The sequence below is a fragment of the Streptomyces sp. SAI-170 genome (genome assembly GCF_049739565.1).
Taxonomy (GTDB): Bacteria; Actinomycetota; Actinomycetes; order Streptomycetales; family Streptomycetaceae; genus Streptomyces.
Genome location: NZ_JBMGQD010000001.1, coordinates 1,032,049 through 1,049,037 on the forward strand (window position 1 = coordinate 1,032,049; position 16,989 = coordinate 1,049,037).

Annotated in this window: 17 protein-coding genes; 12 read left to right on the plus strand and 5 right to left on the minus strand. The window is 72.9% G+C overall.

Annotated elements, in window-relative coordinates; translation table 11 throughout:
• The first annotated feature begins 46 nt into the window (after positions 1 to 46).
• From RKD23_RS04680 to RKD23_RS04690, 3 genes are read left to right on the plus strand one after another with little or no spacing between them, the layout of a single operon-like run.
• Complete coding sequence (locus RKD23_RS04680; protein ID WP_424852452.1) at positions 47 to 802, plus strand: (Fe-S)-binding protein; 756 nt, start codon at positions 47 to 49, stop codon at positions 800 to 802.
• Positions 799 to 2,277, plus strand: a complete 1,479-nt coding sequence (locus RKD23_RS04685; RefSeq protein ID WP_424852453.1) for a LutB/LldF family L-lactate oxidation iron-sulfur protein — start codon at positions 799 to 801, stop codon at positions 2,275 to 2,277. Before RKD23_RS04680 ends, RKD23_RS04685 begins: the two co-directional genes overlap by 4 nt.
• Positions 2,274 to 2,912, plus strand: a complete 639-nt coding sequence (locus RKD23_RS04690) for a LutC/YkgG family protein (RefSeq protein WP_424852454.1) — start codon at positions 2,274 to 2,276, stop codon at positions 2,910 to 2,912. The genes RKD23_RS04685 and RKD23_RS04690 overlap by 4 nt, the downstream gene beginning before the upstream one ends.
• Here RKD23_RS04690 and RKD23_RS04695 read toward each other — a convergent pair.
• Complete coding sequence (locus RKD23_RS04695; protein ID WP_424852455.1) at positions 2,909 to 3,295, minus strand: winged helix-turn-helix transcriptional regulator; 387 nt, start codon at positions 3,293 to 3,295, stop codon at positions 2,909 to 2,911. The two genes, RKD23_RS04690 and RKD23_RS04695, sit on opposite strands and share 4 nt — an antisense overlap.
• 138 nt (positions 3,296 to 3,433) lie before the next feature.
• On the opposite strand from RKD23_RS04695, the gene RKD23_RS04700 reads away from it, so the two are divergent.
• The 4 genes from RKD23_RS04700 to RKD23_RS04715 all read left to right on the plus strand — a co-directional run bounded on the left by RKD23_RS04700 (position 3,434) and on the right by RKD23_RS04715 (position 7,334).
• A complete protein-coding gene (locus RKD23_RS04700) occupies positions 3,434 to 4,279 on the plus strand; it encodes an NAD(P)H-binding protein (RefSeq protein ID WP_424852456.1) in 846 nt (281 codons plus the stop codon).
• 78 nt (positions 4,280 to 4,357) lie between these two features.
• Positions 4,358 to 5,032 carry a VOC family protein gene (locus RKD23_RS04705; protein ID WP_424852457.1) on the plus strand — a complete coding sequence of 225 codons (675 nt, stop codon included), beginning with the start codon at positions 4,358 to 4,360 and terminating at the stop codon, positions 5,030 to 5,032.
• Positions 5,033 to 5,121: 89 nt separating this feature from the next.
• Positions 5,122 to 5,979, plus strand: a complete 858-nt coding sequence (locus RKD23_RS04710; RefSeq protein ID WP_424852458.1) for an AAA family ATPase — start codon at positions 5,122 to 5,124, stop codon at positions 5,977 to 5,979.
• Positions 5,976 to 7,334, plus strand: coding sequence for a VWA domain-containing protein (locus RKD23_RS04715; RefSeq protein WP_424852459.1), 1,359 nt, complete (start codon positions 5,976 to 5,978; stop codon positions 7,332 to 7,334). The genes RKD23_RS04710 and RKD23_RS04715 overlap by 4 nt, the downstream gene beginning before the upstream one ends.
• A 55-nt stretch (positions 7,335 to 7,389) precedes the next feature.
• Here RKD23_RS04715 and RKD23_RS04720 read toward each other — a convergent pair whose 3' ends face one another.
• From RKD23_RS04720 to RKD23_RS04730, 3 genes are all read right to left on the minus strand, one after another.
• The gene (locus tag RKD23_RS04720; RefSeq protein WP_424852460.1) at positions 7,390 to 7,755 is read right to left on the minus strand and encodes a cupin domain-containing protein; all 366 of its coding nucleotides are present in this window, start codon (positions 7,753 to 7,755) and stop codon (positions 7,390 to 7,392) included.
• A gap of 143 nt (positions 7,756 to 7,898) precedes the next feature.
• Positions 7,899 to 8,897, minus strand: a complete 999-nt coding sequence (locus tag RKD23_RS04725; protein ID WP_424852461.1) for a threonine ammonia-lyase — start codon at positions 8,895 to 8,897, stop codon at positions 7,899 to 7,901.
• A 171-nt stretch (positions 8,898 to 9,068) separates the two neighbouring features.
• Positions 9,069 to 9,809 (minus strand): helix-turn-helix transcriptional regulator, encoded by a 741-nt coding sequence (locus RKD23_RS04730; RefSeq protein WP_424852462.1) that lies wholly within the window; start codon positions 9,807 to 9,809, stop codon positions 9,069 to 9,071.
• Between the two features lie 177 nt (positions 9,810 to 9,986).
• Here RKD23_RS04730 and RKD23_RS04735 point away from each other — a divergent pair, with 177 nt between their 5' ends.
• The 4 genes from RKD23_RS04735 (at position 9,987) to ppk2 (ending at position 13,279) form a co-directional block, all read left to right on the plus strand.
• Positions 9,987 to 10,253 carry a DUF1876 domain-containing protein gene (locus tag RKD23_RS04735; RefSeq protein WP_404031134.1) on the plus strand — a complete coding sequence of 89 codons (267 nt, stop codon included), beginning with the start codon at positions 9,987 to 9,989 and terminating at the stop codon, positions 10,251 to 10,253.
• A 116-nt stretch (positions 10,254 to 10,369) separates the two neighbouring features.
• Positions 10,370 to 10,954, plus strand: a complete 585-nt coding sequence (locus RKD23_RS04740; protein WP_424852463.1) for an Rv1733c family protein — start codon at positions 10,370 to 10,372, stop codon at positions 10,952 to 10,954.
• 23 nt (positions 10,955 to 10,977) lie between these two features.
• Positions 10,978 to 12,306, plus strand: a complete 1,329-nt coding sequence (locus tag RKD23_RS04745; protein WP_424852464.1) for a phosphoribosyltransferase family protein — start codon at positions 10,978 to 10,980, stop codon at positions 12,304 to 12,306.
• A 142-nt stretch (positions 12,307 to 12,448) separates the two neighbouring features.
• On the plus strand, positions 12,449 to 13,279 hold the full coding sequence (gene ppk2 / locus RKD23_RS04750) for a polyphosphate kinase 2 (RefSeq protein WP_424858160.1): 831 nt from the start codon (positions 12,449 to 12,451) through the stop codon (positions 13,277 to 13,279).
• A gap of 134 nt (positions 13,280 to 13,413) precedes the next feature.
• Here the strand turns inward: ppk2 and RKD23_RS04755 are convergent, their stop codons facing one another.
• Entirely contained in the window at positions 13,414 to 15,567 is a 2,154-nt protein-coding gene (locus RKD23_RS04755; protein WP_424852465.1) for an alpha-galactosidase, read from the minus strand.
• Between the two features lie 219 nt (positions 15,568 to 15,786).
• Between RKD23_RS04755 and RKD23_RS04760 the strand changes: the two genes are divergently transcribed.
• Entirely contained in the window at positions 15,787 to 16,938 is a 1,152-nt protein-coding gene (locus tag RKD23_RS04760; protein WP_424852466.1) for an ROK family protein, read from the plus strand.
• Positions 16,939 to 16,989: the final 51 nt, after the last annotated feature.

Genomic DNA, 16,989 nt, shown 5'->3' on the forward strand with positions numbered 1-16,989 from the left:
GCGCACTAATCTGCAACCGTCCGACGACCGATCACGAGGAGCCGCGATGCGTGTCGCCCTGTTCCTGACCTGTGTCAACGACACGCTGTATCCCGACACCGGACGTGCGGTGGTGAAGCTGCTCACCAGGCTGGGCGTGGAGGTCGACTTCCCGATGGGGCAGACCTGCTGCGGGCAGGCGCACTACAACACCGGCTACCGGCACGAGGCCGAGCCGCTGGCCCGGCACTTCGCCGAGGTCTTCGGCGGGTACGAGGCGATCGTGACGCCGTCCGGGTCGTGCGGGGCGATGGTGCGGGAGCTGTACCCGCGCATGGGCGCCCGGGCACGGGCCGAGGGCCGAGGGGAGGCCCTCGCGGCCACGCTGGCGCCCGTGGTGCCGAAGACGTACGAGCTGACGGAGTTCCTGGTGGACGTGCTGGGCGTGACGGACGTCGGCGCCCATTACCCGCACCGGGTCACCTATCACCCCACCTGCCACGGTCTGCGCGGTCTGGGCCTCGGCGACCGGCCGCGGCGGCTGCTGGAGGCGGTGAAGGGGCTGGAGCTGGTGGAACTGCCTGGCGCGGAGGAGTGCTGCGGGTTCGGCGGCACGTTCGCGGTGAAGAACGCCGACGTGTCGGCGGCGATGGGCGCGGACAAGGTGCGCAACGCCGAGTCGACGGGCGCGGACGTGCTGTGCGCGGCCGACAACTCCTGCCTGATGCACATCGGCGGCACGATGGCCCGGCTGCGCACCGGGATGCGGCCGGTGCACATCGCGGAGATCCTGGCGAGCACGGAGGAGGAGCCGACGGTATGAGCGGTACGTATCTGGGGATGCCGGCGTTTCCGACGGCCGCGCGGGAGGCGGTGCGGGACACCACATTGCGCGGCAATCTGCGGCACGCCACCCACACCATCCGCGCCAAGCGGGAGAAGGCCGTGGCGGAGGTGTCCGACTGGGCCGAGCTACGGGAGGCCGGGAAGCGGATCAAGGACCACACGCTCCGCCATCTCGACCGCTATCTCGTGCAGTTGGAGGAGTCGGTGACGGCCGCGGGCGGGGTCGTGCACTGGGCCTCCGACGCAGACGAGGCGAACCGGATCGTCGCCGAACTGGTGAAGGCGACCGGGGAGTCGGAGGTCGTCAAGGTCAAGTCGATGGCCACGCAGGAGATCGGGCTGAACGAGGCCCTTCTCGAAGAAGGCATCCATGCCTATGAGACCGATCTCGCCGAGCTGATCGTGCAGTTGGGCAAGGACCGGCCGTCGCACATCCTCGTGCCCGCCATCCACCGCAACCGCGGGGAGATCCGGGACATCTTCGCGCGCGAGATGAGCGAGTGGGGCCGCCCGGCGCCCGAGGGCCTCACCGACACACCGGCCGAGCTGGCCGAGGCGGCGCGGCTGCATCTGCGGGAGAAGTTCCTGCGCGCCAAGGTCGGCATCTCGGGCGCCAACTTCATGGTCGCGGAGACCGGCACGCTGGTGGTCGTGGAGTCCGAGGGCAACGGCCGGATGTGTCTGACCCTGCCCGAGACGCTGATCTCGGTCGTCGGCATCGAGAAGATCGTGCCGACCTGGCAGGACCTGGAGGTGTTCCTGCAGACGCTGCCGCGCTCCTCCACGGCCGAGCGCATGAACCCGTACACGAGCATGTGGACCGGTACGGCCGACGGGGACGGACCGCGGGTGTTCCACCTGGTCCTGCTCGACAACGGCCGCACCGACACCCTCGCCGACGAGGTCGGCCGGCAGGCTCTGCGCTGTATCCGCTGCTCGGCCTGTCTGAATGTGTGCCCGGTGTACGAGCGGGCCGGCGGGCATGCGTACGGCTCGGTCTATCCGGGCCCGATCGGCGCGATCCTGAGCCCCCAACTGCGCGGGACGGGCAGCGAGATCGACGCCTCGTTGCCGTACGCGTCCTCGTTGTGCGGGGCGTGCTACGAGGTGTGCCCGGTCGCCATCGACATCCCCGAGGTGCTGGTGCACTTGCGGGAGCGGGTGGCTCAAGGCGGTCCGGTGACCCGGGCGGGCAACCGCGTGGTGCTCCGGCCGGCCAAGGGGCATGCCGCCGAGCGTGCGGCGATGCGGGCGGCGCGCTGGGCGCTGGCCCGGCCGGGCGCCCTGCGGGCCGGGCAGCGGCTGGCCTCGGCCACCCGGCGGCTGCATCCGCGGACGCTGCCGGGTCCGGGCCGGGCGTGGAGCGCGTCCCGTGAGCTGCCCGCCGTACCCGCGGAGCCGTTCCGGGACTGGTGGCAGCGGACGAACGGCGGGAAGGGCGAGGCGAAGTGAGCAGCAGGGAACGAATCCTGGGCCGGGTGCGGCGCGCACTGGCCGACGCGGCGCCGGACGACGCCGACGCCCCGATCGAGCGCGGCTATCTGCGGGAGCACGGCGACCGGAGCGTCGCGGAGACGGTGGAGCTGCTGGCGGAGAACCTGGCGGACTACCGGGCGGTGGTGCATCGCTGCACGGCCGCCGAACTGCCCTCGGTCATCGGCAGGTTGCTGGCGGACCGGAAGGCCGGCTCGGTGCTGGTCCCGCCCGGGCTCGACGCGGCCTGGCTGGCGGCGACGGACGTCGAGCGCGTCGCGGACCGTGCGGAGAGCAGCCCGCACGCACTCGACCGCGTCGACAGCGTGGTCACGGGATGCGCCGTCGCGATCGCCGAGACCGGCACGATCGTCCTGGACGGCTCGCCCGACCAGGGGCGCCGTCGCATCACGCTGGTGCCCGACCACCACATCTGTGTCGTACGAGTCCCCGAGCAGGTCGTGGGATCGGTGCCGCAGGCGCTCGAACGACTCGACCCGGTACGGCCGTTGACCTGGATCTCGGGCCCGTCCGCGACCAGCGACATCGAACTGGACCGGGTGGAGGGCGTGCACGGCCCGCGCACCCTCGAAGTGGTGCTGGTGGACGGCTAGTCGGCGGCGTCGTAGGCGTCGCGGGCCCGCTCCACCTTCGGCAGGTTGGCCGCGGACCAGTCGGCGAGGTGTGCGAAGAGGGGGGCGAGGCTGCGGCCGAGGTCGCTGATCTCGTACTCGACTCGGGGCGGGACCTCGGGGTGGTAGGTGCGCACCACGAGGCCGTCGCGCTCCAGTTGGCGCAGGCGCTGGGTGAGGACCTTCGGGGTGATCCGGGTGATGCGGCGCTCCAGCTCGACGAACCGCTGGCGGCCGTAGGTGTGCAGCGCCCACAGGACCGGGGTGGTCCAGCGGCTGAAGACGATGTCCACGACCGGCGCGATCGGACAGGCGAGCTGGGGATCGGCGCCGGGCGGCGCGATCGGCATCGGGTCGGCGGTCATGCGCATCCCTTCGAGGTAGTCACTTTCCTCTAGGTACCTACTATATCGGCGCTGTTAGCGTCGTCCTCGGCGCCACGGGGAGCGGTTCTCGTCCCGGTGGAGGCCCATCAATCACTGTTGGGTACAGGGGAGTTGGACATGATCGTGGTGACGGGTGCGACCGGGAACGTGGGGCGGTCGCTGGTGCGGCAGCTGGTGGCGGCGGGCGAGCGGGTGACCGCCACCTCGCGCGGGATCTCGGCGGCGGACATGCCGGAGGGTGTCCTCGCGCGGCGGGCGGATCTGACGGACGTGGAGAGCCTGCGGCCGGTGTTCGACGGCGCGGAGGCACTGTTCCTCCAGAACGGCGGGCCGACCGCCCATCTCATGCCCACGGCTGAGGTTCTGGAGGCCGCCGTCGCGGGCGGCGTGAAGAAGGTGGTGCTGCTGTCGTCGCAGGGCGTGGTGACGCGTCCGGACTCCGCGTCGCACGGACAGGTCGCGTACGCCATCGAGGAGGCCGTACGAGCGTCCGGCCTGGAGTGGACGATCCTGCGGCCGGGCGGTTTCGCGTCCAACACCTACGCCTGGGCCGAGCCGGTCCGCACCTCGCGGACGGTGGCCGCGCCTTTCGGCGACGTGGGGCTGCCGGTGGTGGACCCGGACGACATCGCGGAGATGGCCCTGGTGACGCTCCTCTCGGGCGAACACGCCGGACATTCCTACGAGTTGACGGGGCCGGCGCTCATCACTCCCCGGCAGCAGGCGGCCGCGCTGGGGGACGCGCTCGGGGAGCCGGTGCGGTTCGTCGAGCTGTCCCGCGAGGAGGCACGCGCCATGATGACGCGGTTCATGCCCGAGCCCGTCGTCGACACCACCCTCGCGATCCTCGGCGACCCGACCGAGGCGGAGCGGCGCGTCAGCCCTGATGTGGAGAGGGTGCTGGGGCGCGCGCCGGGGGCGTACGGGGAGTGGGCGCGGCGCAATGTGGAGGCGTTCCGCTGATCGGGCGGGCGCTGCGCCGGCCCTGCCGCACCGTCGCGTCGAGGCGCCCTCGACGGGGCGCGCTGGGACCATGGCCCCATGGAAATGCTGAGCAATCGTGAGGTGCTGCGGGAGATCCAGGACGGTGGCCTCGGTGACTGGCGGAAGCTGGCACAGCCGCTGACCGCTCGCTACAGGCTCGCCGACCGGGTGACGGGGGCCCTGTTCGTGGCCGCCGTGGCGAAGGCGGCGGGGTACGCCGGGCGGGAGCCGGAGATCCGCTGGGGGCGGGGCGGCATCGATGTCGCGCTGTGCACGGTGGACGGCACGACCGGCGAGCGCGGGGTCACCGCGGCGGACCTGGAGCTGGCCCGCGCGATCAGCGGTCTCGCCGAGGAGCACGGTCTGACGGCCGTGCCCGGCGAGGTGGCGCAGGTGGAGCTGGCGCTGGACACGGCCGGCCGGCAGGCGCTCGCGCCGTTCTGGTCCGCGCTGCTCACCGGGGAGCCGGGCCACCTGGTGGACGACACGGTGTTCGACCCCACGGACCGGGTGCCGAGTATGTGGTTCCAGCCCACCGATCCGCATGACACGCCCCGCCAGCGCTGGCACCTCGACCTGTGGCTGGCGCCCGAGGTCGCCGACGCCCGGATCGAGGCCGCCGTCACCGCGGGCGGCACCGTCGTCGACGCCTCGAACGCGCCGTCGTACACGGTCCTCGCCGACCCGGACGGCAACAAGGTGTGTGTCTGCACGGCCCTGGACCGTGCGTAGGGCTCCCGGCGGCGGTGAAGCAGTGACACCGAGGTGAACAAGCGCTTAGATAGGTGAGGTCATCTCGCTGCCGACCGCCGGAGGCCCGGTTGTTCACTTCCGTCGACGACGTCACCGCCCGCCTCGCCGAGACGGGGTACCTCGCCTCCCCCTCCGTGGCCACCACGGTGTTCCTCGCCGACCGGCTGGGCAAGCCGCTGCTCGTGGAGGGCCCCGCGGGTGTCGGCAAGACCGAGCTGGCCAAGGCGGTGGCGGCGGTCGCGGGCGCCCGGCTGGTGCGGCTGCAGTGCTACGAGGGCGTGGACGAGTCCCGCGCCCTGTACGAGTGGAACCACGCCAAGCAACTGCTGCGGATCAGCGCCGGCCGCGACGAGACCTGGGACGAGGCCCGCACGGACATCTTCAGCGAGGAGTTCCTGCTCCCCCGGCCGCTGCTGACCGCCATCCGCGGCGACGACCCCAAGGTCCTGCTGATCGACGAGACCGACAAGGCCGACGTCGAGGTGGAGGGCCTCCTCCTGGAGGTGCTCAGCGACTTCCAGGTGACCGTCCCCGAGCTGGGCACGGTCACCGCGACCCGCCGCCCGTTCGTCGTGCTCACCTCCAACGCCAGCCGTGAACTGTCCGAGGCCCTGCGCCGCCGCTGTCTCTTCCTGCACATCGGGTTCCCGGACGAGGAACTGGAGCGGCGGATCGTCCGGCTGAAGGTCCCCGAGCTGGACGAGGCCCTGACGGCGTCCGTGGTGCGGGTCGCGGGCGCGCTGCGCGAAATGGACCTCAGGAAGGTGCCGTCGGTCGCGGAGACCATCGACTGGGCGCGCACCCTCCTCGCGCTCGGCGCCGACACCCTGGACGAGACCGTCGTACGGGCCACCCTCGGTGTCGTCCTCAAGCATCAGGACGACGTGCTGAAGGCGGCCGCCAAGCTCGACCTGGACGCCGTGTGACGGCGCCCGCGGATGTCACGGCCCGGCTGACGGGGCTCGTCTCGGCCCTGCGCGCCCACGGGCTGCGGATCGGCACCGGCGAGAGCGTGGACGCCGCGCGGGCCGCGGCCGAGCTCGGCTTCACCGACCGCGAGCTGCTGCGCGAGGGGCTGGCCGCCACGCTGCTGCACTCCCCCGCCCAGCGGCAGGTGTTCGACCCCGTCTTCGACCTGTTCTTCCCGCGCGCGGTCGGCGCACCCGAGGCGTCCTCGGCGGACCGGGACGAACTGCGCGACCGGCTCGCCGCCGCCCTCGCGGCCGACGACCGCGCGGCGATGGCCCGGCTCGCGGTGGAGGCGGTCGACGGCTTCGGCGGATACGGCGGCTCCTCCGGCTCGGACGGCTGGTCCTCCTACCAGGCGCTGGACCGGCTGCGCCCGCAGACGCTGCTGGCCCGGGTCCGCGACGACGTACGGGCGAGCGGCGCGCGGACCGGGTTCGCCGACCGGCTGCTGGAGGACGAGATCCGGCGGCGCATCGAGGAGTTCCGCCGGCTGGTGGCCGCCGAGACACGGCGCCGGGTGGCCGAGCGACGCGGCCGCGACGAGATCGCCCGCCGGGCCGTCGCGCCGACCGCCGACCGGGTCGACTTCCTGTACGCGGGCAAGGACCGGCTCGCCGAACTGCGCCGGACCGTACAGCCGTTGGCGCGCAGGCTCGCCACCCGGCTGGCCGCGCGACGCCGCCGGGCCGCGCGGGGCAGCATCGATCTGCGGCGGACGCTGCGCGGCTCGCTGTCCACGGGCGGGGTGCCGATGCGCCCGGTGCTGCGCAGGCGCCGGCCGGTCCGGCCCGAACTGGTGCTGCTGTGCGACGTGTCGGGGTCGGTGTCCGGCTTCTCGGACTTCACGATGCTGCTGGTGCAGGCGCTGCACGACCAGTTCAGCAAGGTGCGGGTCTTCGCCTTCGTCAACCGCGTCGACGAGGTGACCGGGCTGCTGGTGCACGGCCACGCCGACCCGGAGGGCCTCGGCGCCCGCATCCGCGCCGAGGCGCACATCGCCGGATGGCACGGCAGCAGCGACTACGGCGTGGCCCTCGGCGAGTTCGCGGAGCGCTACGGCGACGCGGTCGGGCCGCGCACGACCGTGTTCGTGCTGGGGGACGCCCGGACCAACATGGCCGATCCGAACCTCCCCGCGCTCTCACGGATCGCCGAGCGGGCCCGCCGCGTGTACTGGCTCAACCCCGAGCCGCGCGCCCAGTGGGGCACGGGCGACTCGGCCGCGCCCGACTACGCCGGGCTGGTGGAGATGCACGAGTGCCGCACCGCGCGCCAACTCGGCGATCTGATCAGCCGGTTGCTGCCTGTGTGACCGGTGGAGGCAGGGGTCTTCCAGCCGCCTGGGGACTTCCGGCCGCCCTGCTGCCTCATCCCTCCTTGGGCTTCGCGTATTCCTTGGACATCTGGCCCTCGAAGTCGTAGGCGATGCAGGCTTCGTCGCCCACGACCCAGGCGTCATGTCCCGGCGAGCACACGAAGACGTCGCCCGGGCCGACCTCGCTCTCGGTGCCGTCGTCCATGCGGATGTGCAGATGGCCCTTGGCGATGTAGCCGTTGTGGTTCATCTGACAGCTTTCGGTGCCCGCGATCGGTCCCACGTCCTGGGACCAGCGCCAGCCCGGTTCGAAGGTCGCCACGGCGAAGTCGCACCCTTGCAGATGGACGGCTTCGAGGTGGCCGTGGGGGAAGTCGCGCCGCTCGTCCGGCCTCTCGAGCGTCTTTGCCTCCAGCATGACGCTTCTCCTTTCCGGCCGTCTCCCGACGGCCGGGTCCGGCCCCCGTCTCCCGCTCCCGGGCCGGGAACGGCTCCGCGAAGGACCGGGCCCCTCCCTCTCATCGTCCGCCCGCCAGGCCGGACACCGCCATTCGGGCGGGGTCATTCCCCGCCGGCGCAGACGCGCGCGAAGCGGTCGGCGTCGATGTTGCCGCCGGACAGGATCAAGCCGGTACGGCGGGACGCGGACCCTGCGCGGCCGGACGCCGATCCGGTACGGCCGGTCAGCAGCGCGGCCAGCGGCGTGGCTCCGCTCGGCTCCAGCACGATCTTCAGCCGCTCGAAGGCGAAGCGCATCGCGGCGCGTATCTCGTCGTCGGTGACCAGGACGATCTCGTCGACCAGCCGCCGGTTCACGGAGAAGGTCAGCTCGCCCGGGGTGTGCAGGGCCTGTCCGTCGGCGATGGTGCGCGGCACCGGGATGCTGACCCGTCGGCCCGCCTCCAGGGACCGCTTGGTGTCGTCCCCCGCCTCCGGCTCCACACCGACGACCCGTGTGCCGGGGTACAGGCCCTTCGCGGCGGTGGCGCTGCCGGCGATCAGTCCGCCGCCGCCGACCGGCACCACCAGGGTGTCCAGCTCCCCCGTCTCCTCCAGGAGTTCGAGGGCTGCGGTGCCCTGTCCGGCGATGATGTGCGGGTGCTCGTACGGCGGGATCAGGGTGAGGCCGCGCTCCACCGCGAGGGCCTCGGCGATGGCGACACGGTCGCCGGTGTAGCGGTCGTAGGTGACGATCTCGGCGCCGTAGCCCTCGGTCGCCTCACGCTTGGAGCGGGGCGCGTCCTCCGGCATGACGATCACCGCGGTCGTGCCCAGTTCGCGCGCGGCGAGGGCGACGGCCTGGGCGTGGTTCCCGGAGGAGTAGGCGGCGATCCCCCGCGCGCGCTGCTCGGGCGTGAGCCGCGAGGCGGCGTTGAAGGCGCCGCGGAACTTGAAGGCACCCACACGCTGGAAGTTCTCGCACTTGAGGTGGACCTCCCAGCCGGTCAGGTCGTCGAGGGTGCGTGAGCGCAGCACAGGGGTGCGGTGGGCTACGCCGTCGAGGCGTGCGGCGGCGTCGCGGACGTCGTCCAGGGTGACAGGCGGGGCGGTCGTCGTCACGGGCGGGCTCCCTTCGGAGCGGTGGTCCTCACGGGCGGCTTCCCTACAGGATCGGTCGGCGTCACGGACGGGTTCCCTTCACGGTCGCCGTCACGGGCGGCTTCGCTTCACGGTCGGCGTCACGGTTGAGTTCGCTTCAGAGCAGTGGGCGGAGCCTGTGCACAACCGCCCTCACGACCGACCCCCTTTCGCGGCCGAGCCCGATCCGCTGTCGGTCGCGCCCGAGGCCCGCCGCGCGGAGTCGGTCTCGTCCGCGGCACGCGCCTGGGACAGGTAGTTGTAGGCGGAGGCGCGGGAGATGCCGAGGCGGGTGGCGACCTGTTCGACGGACCGGCGGACGGCGAAGACGCCGTGTTCGTCCAGGCTGCGGAACAGCTCCAGTCTCGCGGCGCGGTCCAGGCCGGCCCAGTTCTGGTGCCGGTGGAGCTGGTGGGCGTCGACGATGGCGTCCACCACGGAGTCGATGTCATGGCCGAAGGTGGTGACGGGCAGGTGGGCGGCGGGGGCGCTGCCGAGGCCGGCGAGGGCGCCGAGCAGGGCGTGGGCCTGGGAGACGGCGCCGATGTCGAGGTTGAGGCACAGGGCGCCGAAGACCGCACCGGTGGAGTCGCGGAGCACGACGGTGGAGGACTTGATCAGGTGCCCGTCGCGGGTGCGGGTGAGGTAGTTGAGCTCGTCGGCCGCCTCGTCGCCGCGGGCGAGGACGCGCATGCCGATCTCGCTCATCGCCCCGCCCGCCGTGCGCCCCGTCACCGAACCGGCCACGGCGACCACGGACTTCTCCGGCCGCCGGTAGTCGTGCAGCACCGCCTCGCAGACGGGGCCGAAGGTCGCCGCGATCCCTTCGACGACCGGAGTGAGCGCGGCGATGATCGCGTCCCGCTCCTGCTCCAGGACCTGCTCGGCGGCCATGCCCTGCCCTCCTCCCGCACCTGCCTGGACTGACAGTCCAATGTCTGTACAGACAGTCTAAGCGCACCGCACGGGGCCTTGGCAACACCCGTTCGAGGGAACTGGACCCCGGCCCCATGGGAGCGCACGCTGAGAGGGAACGAGGCCACACCTGAACGCCGTACGGGAGTGAGCGCGATGGAAGCCAAGCAGTGGACCGTGCAGATCTACATCACCGAGAGCGGCGACGACACGCAGGCGCGGGCCGTCCTGTCGACGGGTGGCACGGCCGAGACCGACAGCGTCACCGGCCGCGGCACGGCCCGGCGCAACCCCATGGACCGGCCCATACCGGAGATCGGCGACGAACTCGCCGCCAGCCGCGCCCTGGAGGACCTGGCCATCCGGCTGCACGACGTGGCCGCCGACGACATCGTGGAGCTGGCAGGGCCTGTGACCACATGAGGCCTGCCCGGGTGGGGACGGCCCGGCACCTCCCGCCGCTCGCACGCGACAACCCGCGCGCCGCTGGCTCGACGCCGTAGCGGCGGAGTGTGACCCTGGTAGGGAGGTGCGAGGCGATGCACGGCTACAGGTACTCCAAGCACTGGTTCTGGCGGTGGCGCACGAACCCGCTGCGGCGGCGTGACGACCTCGTCGAGGCCTGGATCGTGCTGGCCGTGTGGCTGATCGCCCTGGTCGGCGGGATCGTGGCCGGCACCATGGCGGCACGCGCCGCCGACGCCTCCTTCGCCGAGCAGCGCGCCGAGCGCACCCCCGTACGCGCGGTGGTCCTCGCGGACGCGCCGCCGGACGCCTCGCGCGCGGGCACCGTCTCCGACCAGGTCAGGGCGAAGGTGCGATGGACCGCCCCGGACGGCACCACGCGCACCGGCGTCGCTCTCGTGGAGCGCGGACACAAGGCCGGATCCCCGGTCGTGGTCTGGCAGGACCCGCGGGGCACGCTCGCCACCGAACCGCCGACCAGCACGGAGGCCTCCGTCGAGGCCGCCCTGCTCGGCGCGGCCGCCGCCGTCGCCTTCGCCGGCACCGTCGTGGGCGCCGGGGCCGTCGTACGGTGGCGTCTGGACCAGCGGCGCCTGGATCTGTGGGGCCGCGAATGGGAGCTGGTCGGCCCGCGCTGGGGCGGCCACAAGACAGGCTGACCGGCCCGCGAGGAGGTGGCCGCATGCGCTTCGACGACCGTGTGGACGCCGGACGCAGGCTGGCGGACGCCCTGGACGGGTTGCGCGGCGCGGACGCGGTCGTGCTGGGTCTGCCGCGCGGTGGCATCCCGGTCGCCTACCAGGTCGCCCGCAGCCTCGACGCCCCGCTGGATGTGCTGGTGGTGCGCAAGCTCGGGGTGCCCTGGCAGCCGGAGCTCGCGTTCGGCGCGATCGGCGAGCACGGGGTGCGGGTCCTCAACGACGACGTCCTGGACGCGGCCGGGGTGAGCGTCGCCGAACAGGCAAAGGTCGAGGAGCGGGAACGGGCCGAGCTGGAGCGGCGGGTCGCCGCCTACCGGGTCGGCCGTCCGCCCGTCCCGGTGCGCGGGCGGACCGTCGTCGTCGTGGACGACGGCCTCGCCACCGGCGCCACCGCGCTGGCCGCCTGCCGGGTGGTGCGCGGACAGGGCGCCGCCCGGATCGTGCTGGCCGTGCCCGTCGCCCCCGACCGCACGCTGTCCCGTCTGCGCGCCGTCACCGACGACGTGGTGTGCCTGGAGGCACCGGCCGCGTTCGGCTCGGTCGGCGCCTGGTACCGCGACTTCGACCAGACCCCCGACACGGAGGTCACCGCGCTGCTGTCGCGGGCCGCCGAGCGGGAGCGGGAACGCCCGCGTGACGACGAGGGGAGCCTCCCCGCCGATCCCGAGCTGGAGGTCCCGCTGGACGGTGTGCGGCTCGCCGCCCGGTTCGCGTTGCCCGGCGGCGCCCCGGCCGTCGTGGTGTTCGCGCACGGCAGCGGCAGCAGCCGGCACAGCCCGCGCAACCAGTACGTCGCCACCGAGCTGAACCGGGCGGGTCTGGGCACGCTGCTGCTCGACCTGCTCACCGAGGACGAGGAGGGCGACCGGGCCAACGTCTTCGACACGCTGCTGCTGGCCCGGCGGCTGCGGGGCACCGCCGACTGGCTGCGCCGGGAGGCGGGCCTGCCGGTGTCGTACTTCGGGGCGAGCACCGGTGCGGCCGCGTGTCTGGAGGCCGCGGCCGACGACGACGTACTGGCGATCGTCTCCCGCGGCGGCCGGCCCGACCTCGCCTCCGCGGCCACGCTGGCGCGCGTACGGGCGCCGACCCTGCTGGTCGTCGGCAGTCTCGACACGCAGGTGCTCAGCCTCAACCGGCTCGCGGCGGACCGGCTGCACTGCGAGCACCGGCTCGCCGTGGTGCCCGGTGCGACCCACCTGTTCACCGAACCCGGCACGCTGGACACGGTCGCCGAGCTGGCGCGCGACTGGTTCACCTCGCATCTGACCGGGCCCGACACCGCCGTACGACGGCACAGTCCGGCATGACACGGCCCGCGGCGGCTCGAAGTCACCGGCTGGGAAGGGACGTTGTCCGGAAGTCCCGGTGAACCCGAGGTGTCCGCGTGCGGGGTGCGGGGCGGGAAAGTACGGTGGCGTCCTGGTGTTCGACCGGCAGTGGAGCGGCGTCATGGGCGACAAGAAGACGGCGGACAAGAAGACGGCGAAGGGGACGGCGAAGCTGCCCCGCAAGACGTACGAGCGTGAACTGCTGCGGCTGCAGACGGAGTTGGTGAAGCTGCAGGAGTGGGTGCGGTCGGAGGGCGCCCGGCTGGTGGTCGTCTTCGAGGGCCGGGACGCGGCGGGCAAGGGCGGCACCATCAAGCGGGTCACCGAACACCTCAACCCCCGCGTCGCACGGATCGCGGCCCTGCCCAAGCCGACCGAGCGCCAGCGCAGCCAGTGGTACTTCCAGCGGTACATCGAGCAGTTGCCGGCCGCCGGGGAGATCGTGCTGTTCGACCGGTCCTGGTACAACCGGGCCGGCGTCGAGCATGTGATGGGCTTCTGCAGCAAGGAGGAGTACCAGCGGTTCCTGCGCCAGTGCCCGATCTTCGAGCGGATGCTGGTGGAGGACGGGATCCTGCTGCGCAAGTACTGGTTCTCGGTGAGCGACGCCGAGCAGCAGGACCGCTTCCGGCGCCGGCTGGAGGACCCGCTGCGGCAGTGGAAGCTGTCCCCGATGGACCTGGAGTCGATCACCCGCTGGGAGGCGTACTCCCGCGCCAAGGACGAGATGATGGTGCACACCGACATCGCGGAGGCGCCCTGGTACGTCGTGGAGAGCGACGACAAGCGCCGGGCCCGGGTCAACATGATCGCCCATCTGCTGGACTCCGTGCCCTACAAGGAGGTCCCGCCGCCCGTGCTGGAACTGCCCGAGCGGCCCGAGTCGACCGGTTACGAACGCCCGCCGCGCGACCTGCAGACCTACGTCCCGGACCACGCGGCGACGCTCTGACCACGCGTTCCCAGGGCCGCATGGGCCGCGGCGCCCGACGTCCCGGAGGCCCTGCGGATCTCCGACGGCCCGTAGGCCGGCGAAGCCTGCTCCGTCACGCTGCCATGACACACCACGCCGAACGCAACGGCGGTTCAGGCGCCGACCCTGCGTGCCTCCACGAGGACCGCCCGCTCCGGGAACAGCGCGGGAGCCTGTACGCCGACGGTCTCCAAGGTCCGCCCGGTCAGTTCCACCCCGCCGCCGTGCCACCAGGGCAGCTTCGAGCCGGTCGGTCCCTCGGGGCGGTCGCCGGGGGCGAGCGGGGACAACCGGTACGCGGCCTCCGGGTCGAGGCCGGGCAGGCGGACCCGGCCGGGCGGGGACTGCACGCTGGTGGCCGTCTGGACCAGGGCGTAGACCGCCTGGGACCGGTCGGCGGCGACGACCCCGTGGAGCCAGAGAGCAGGGTCCGGATGGTCACCGTGGACGACCGTGCCGGAGTGCAGCAGGGGCCGCAGCCGCTTGTACGCCGTGACCCACTCGGCGAGCCGGGCGCGGTCCTCGGCGGAGGCGAGGGTGAGGTCCCACTCGATCCCGAAGTGGCCGAACAGGGCTGTCGCCGCACGAAAGTCGAGGGTGTGCGCCCGGCCGGTGGTGTGGGCTACGGGCGCGGCCACATGCGAGCCGAGCAGTTCGGGCGGCAGCAGGAGCCCGGTCCAGCGCTGGATCTGCTGGCGCTCCAGGGCGTCGATGCAGTCGCTGGTCCACACCCGGTCGGTGCGCTCCAGGATGCCCAGGTCGATCCGGCCGCCCCCGGACGAGCAGGACTCGATCTCCAGGCGGGGATGGCGGGCGCGCAGCTCGTCGATCAGCCGGTACACGGCGAGGGTCTGGGCGTGCACCCCGGGCGTGCCGAGCGGGCTGTGCCCGGCCTCGACCAGGTCCCGGTTGTGGTCCCACTTGATGTACGCGATGCGGTACTCGGTGACGAGCGCGTCCAGGCGCTCCAGGAGGTGGGCGTACGCCTCCGGATGACCGAGGTCGAGGACCTGCTGGTGGCGGGCGGTCGGCGGGGTGCGCCCGCCCGTTGCCATGATCCACTCGGGGTGGGCCCGGGCGAGGTCGGAGTCGGGGTTGATCATCTCGGGCTCGAACCAGAGGCCGAACTGCATTCCCAGCGCGTGCACATGGTCGACCAGCGGGTGCAGCCCGTCCGGCCAGACGTCCTTGTCGACGTACCAGTCGCCGAGCCCCGCGGTGTCGTCGCGGCGGCCGCGGAACCAGCCGTCGTCGAGGACGAAGCGCTCCGCCCCGGCCTCGGCCGCCGCGTCGGCCAGGGCCTTCAACTTGGCCTCGTCGTGCTGGAAGTAGACGGCCTCCCAGGTGTTCAGGGTGACCGGCCGCGGCGAGCGCGGGTGGTGGGCGCGGTCGCGGAGGTAGCCGTGGAAACGCCCGGCCAGTTCATCGAGCCCGCGCCCGTACGAGCCGTAGATCCAGGGCGAGTCGTACCGCTCACCGGTCGCGAGCCGGATCTCGCCGGGCAGCAGGCTCTCGCCCCCGCCCAGCAGACGTACGCCCGCCGGGGTGCGCTCGGCCAGCGAGCGGTGGTTGCCGCTCCAGGCGACATGCAGACCCCACACCTCGCCGGTGCGGAAGCCGAACCCGCGCTCGCCGGCGACCTGCACGAGGGTCGCGTCGATCCCGGTGCGCCCGCGCCAGTTCTCCCGCAGGTGTGTGCCGACGGTGAACTCGTGCCGCTGCGGGGCGCGTTCGCGCAGATGCCGGCCGGTGAGGTCGAGCAGCTCGGTGGCCTGGCCGGGCACGGGCAGGGTCAGCAGCAGCCCGTCCAGGGTGTAGGGGCGGTCCCCCTCGTTGGTGAGGGCGGCCCGCTGCCGGACCAGACCGGACCGGGTCACCTCGATCTCCAGGGTCAGGGCGAGGTGCGCGTGGCCGTCGACGGCGTCCACCGTCAGGCGGTGCGCGACCGGGCCCTCGCCGCTCTCCGGCCGAACGGACCGGACGCTGAAGGCCGTGGAGAAGTCCTGTCCGTCGCGGTGCCCGGTGAGCCCGGCGGTCCCGAGCCAGCCGGCGGACTGCTGCGGCAGCACGCTGAGCGGGACCGGCCCGTCGATCGAGGACGACACGACCTGCTGTGCGTCGGCGAGGGCCAGGCGGGCCAGGGCGTCACGGGTGAGGGGACCGAGATCCGCGCCCCAGTGGACGATCCGGGGCAGCAGGCCGCCGGTGCAGTCCAGGACGAGGCTCGTGCCGGCGGCGCGGAGGTGGAGGAGGTCGTCGTCGGGCATGCAGGGTCCCCCTGAGAGGAGTGGGCGCGGACTCTGGAGCGGAGGTGGGCACGGACTCGCCAGAGACTTTCGCTGTGGAAGCATCTTGCCGTCAAGTCCCTCACCAGACCAGACATCTCAGGCGAATCTTTGTGTCCAATTTCCGTGTCGGAAGTAATCCGCCCTGTGGGACGCTGACCCCCTCCTGCCCACCGTCACCACTCCGCGGAGGTACCCCCGGTGGACGCCACCTCAGAGCCGTCGGCCCCGCTGACCGGTGCGACGCGCGCCGTCGCGCTGGAAGTGCTCCTGCGCGGGCCCGTCTCCCGCAGCGAGATGGCCCGGCGGCTGGACCTGTCGGCGGGCAGCCTCACCCGGCTCACCAAGCCGCTGGTCGACGACGGGCTGTTGGTGGAGGTGGACACCGGCCTCGACCAGGGCGTCCGTACCGGTCGGCGGACCCGGCCGCTGGACATCAACCCCTCGGCGCACCACTTCGTCGGCGCCAAGGTGACCGGCGACGACGTCCACGCCGTCCTGACGACCCTCCGCGCCGAGGTCGTCGCCTCCGCGCGCAGGCCCCTGACCGGCCGGGATCCGGAGTCGGTCATGGACGCCGTACGCGAACTCACCGACGAACTCACCGCCGGGGGCCCGCCGCTCAGCCGGGTCGGTGTCAGTCTCGGCGGACGCGTCGCCCAGCACACGACCGTCACGGAGGCGCCCTTCCTCGGCTGGACCGAGGACGTGCCTCTCGGCGCTCTGCTGACGGACGCCCTCGGGTTGCCCGTCACCGTCGACAACGACCTGCTGGCGCTGACCCGGGCCGAGCACTGGTTCGGCGTGGCCCGTGGGCACGACCGCTTCGCGGTCCTCACCATCGGGGCCGGCATCGGCTACGGGCTGGTCATGCACGACACGGTCGTCGACAGCCCGGACGCCGGCATCGGCCTCCTCGGCCACTGCCCCCTCGACCCGCTGGGCCCGCTCTGCCCGAGCGGCCACCGGGGCTGCGCCACGGCCATGCTGACGACGACGTCCCTCTGCGCCGCCGTCTCGGTCGGCCTGCGGCGTTCGGTGACGTACGACGAGTGCCTCGATCTCGCCGCGGCCGGTGACCCGGTGGCCGCGCAGGCCGTGACCGCCGCCGGACGCGCCCTGGGCCGGCTGGTGGCCGCGATCGCCAACTTCACCCTGGTGCGGAAGATCGTGCTCGCTGGAGAGGGCGTCCGCCTGGCGGAGGTGGCCCGTACGGCGGTCGACGAGGCGATGCGCGCCGACCGCGCGCCAACGGCAGCCCCGCTCGAACTCGACGTACAGCACAGCGACTTCACCCACTGGGCGCGCGGAGCCGCAGCTACGGCGATCCAGGCGCACATCCTGAGCATGTAGGGCACCACGTCACCCGGGCGACAGGCGCCGGCCTGGGCCTCTCGTACGGGG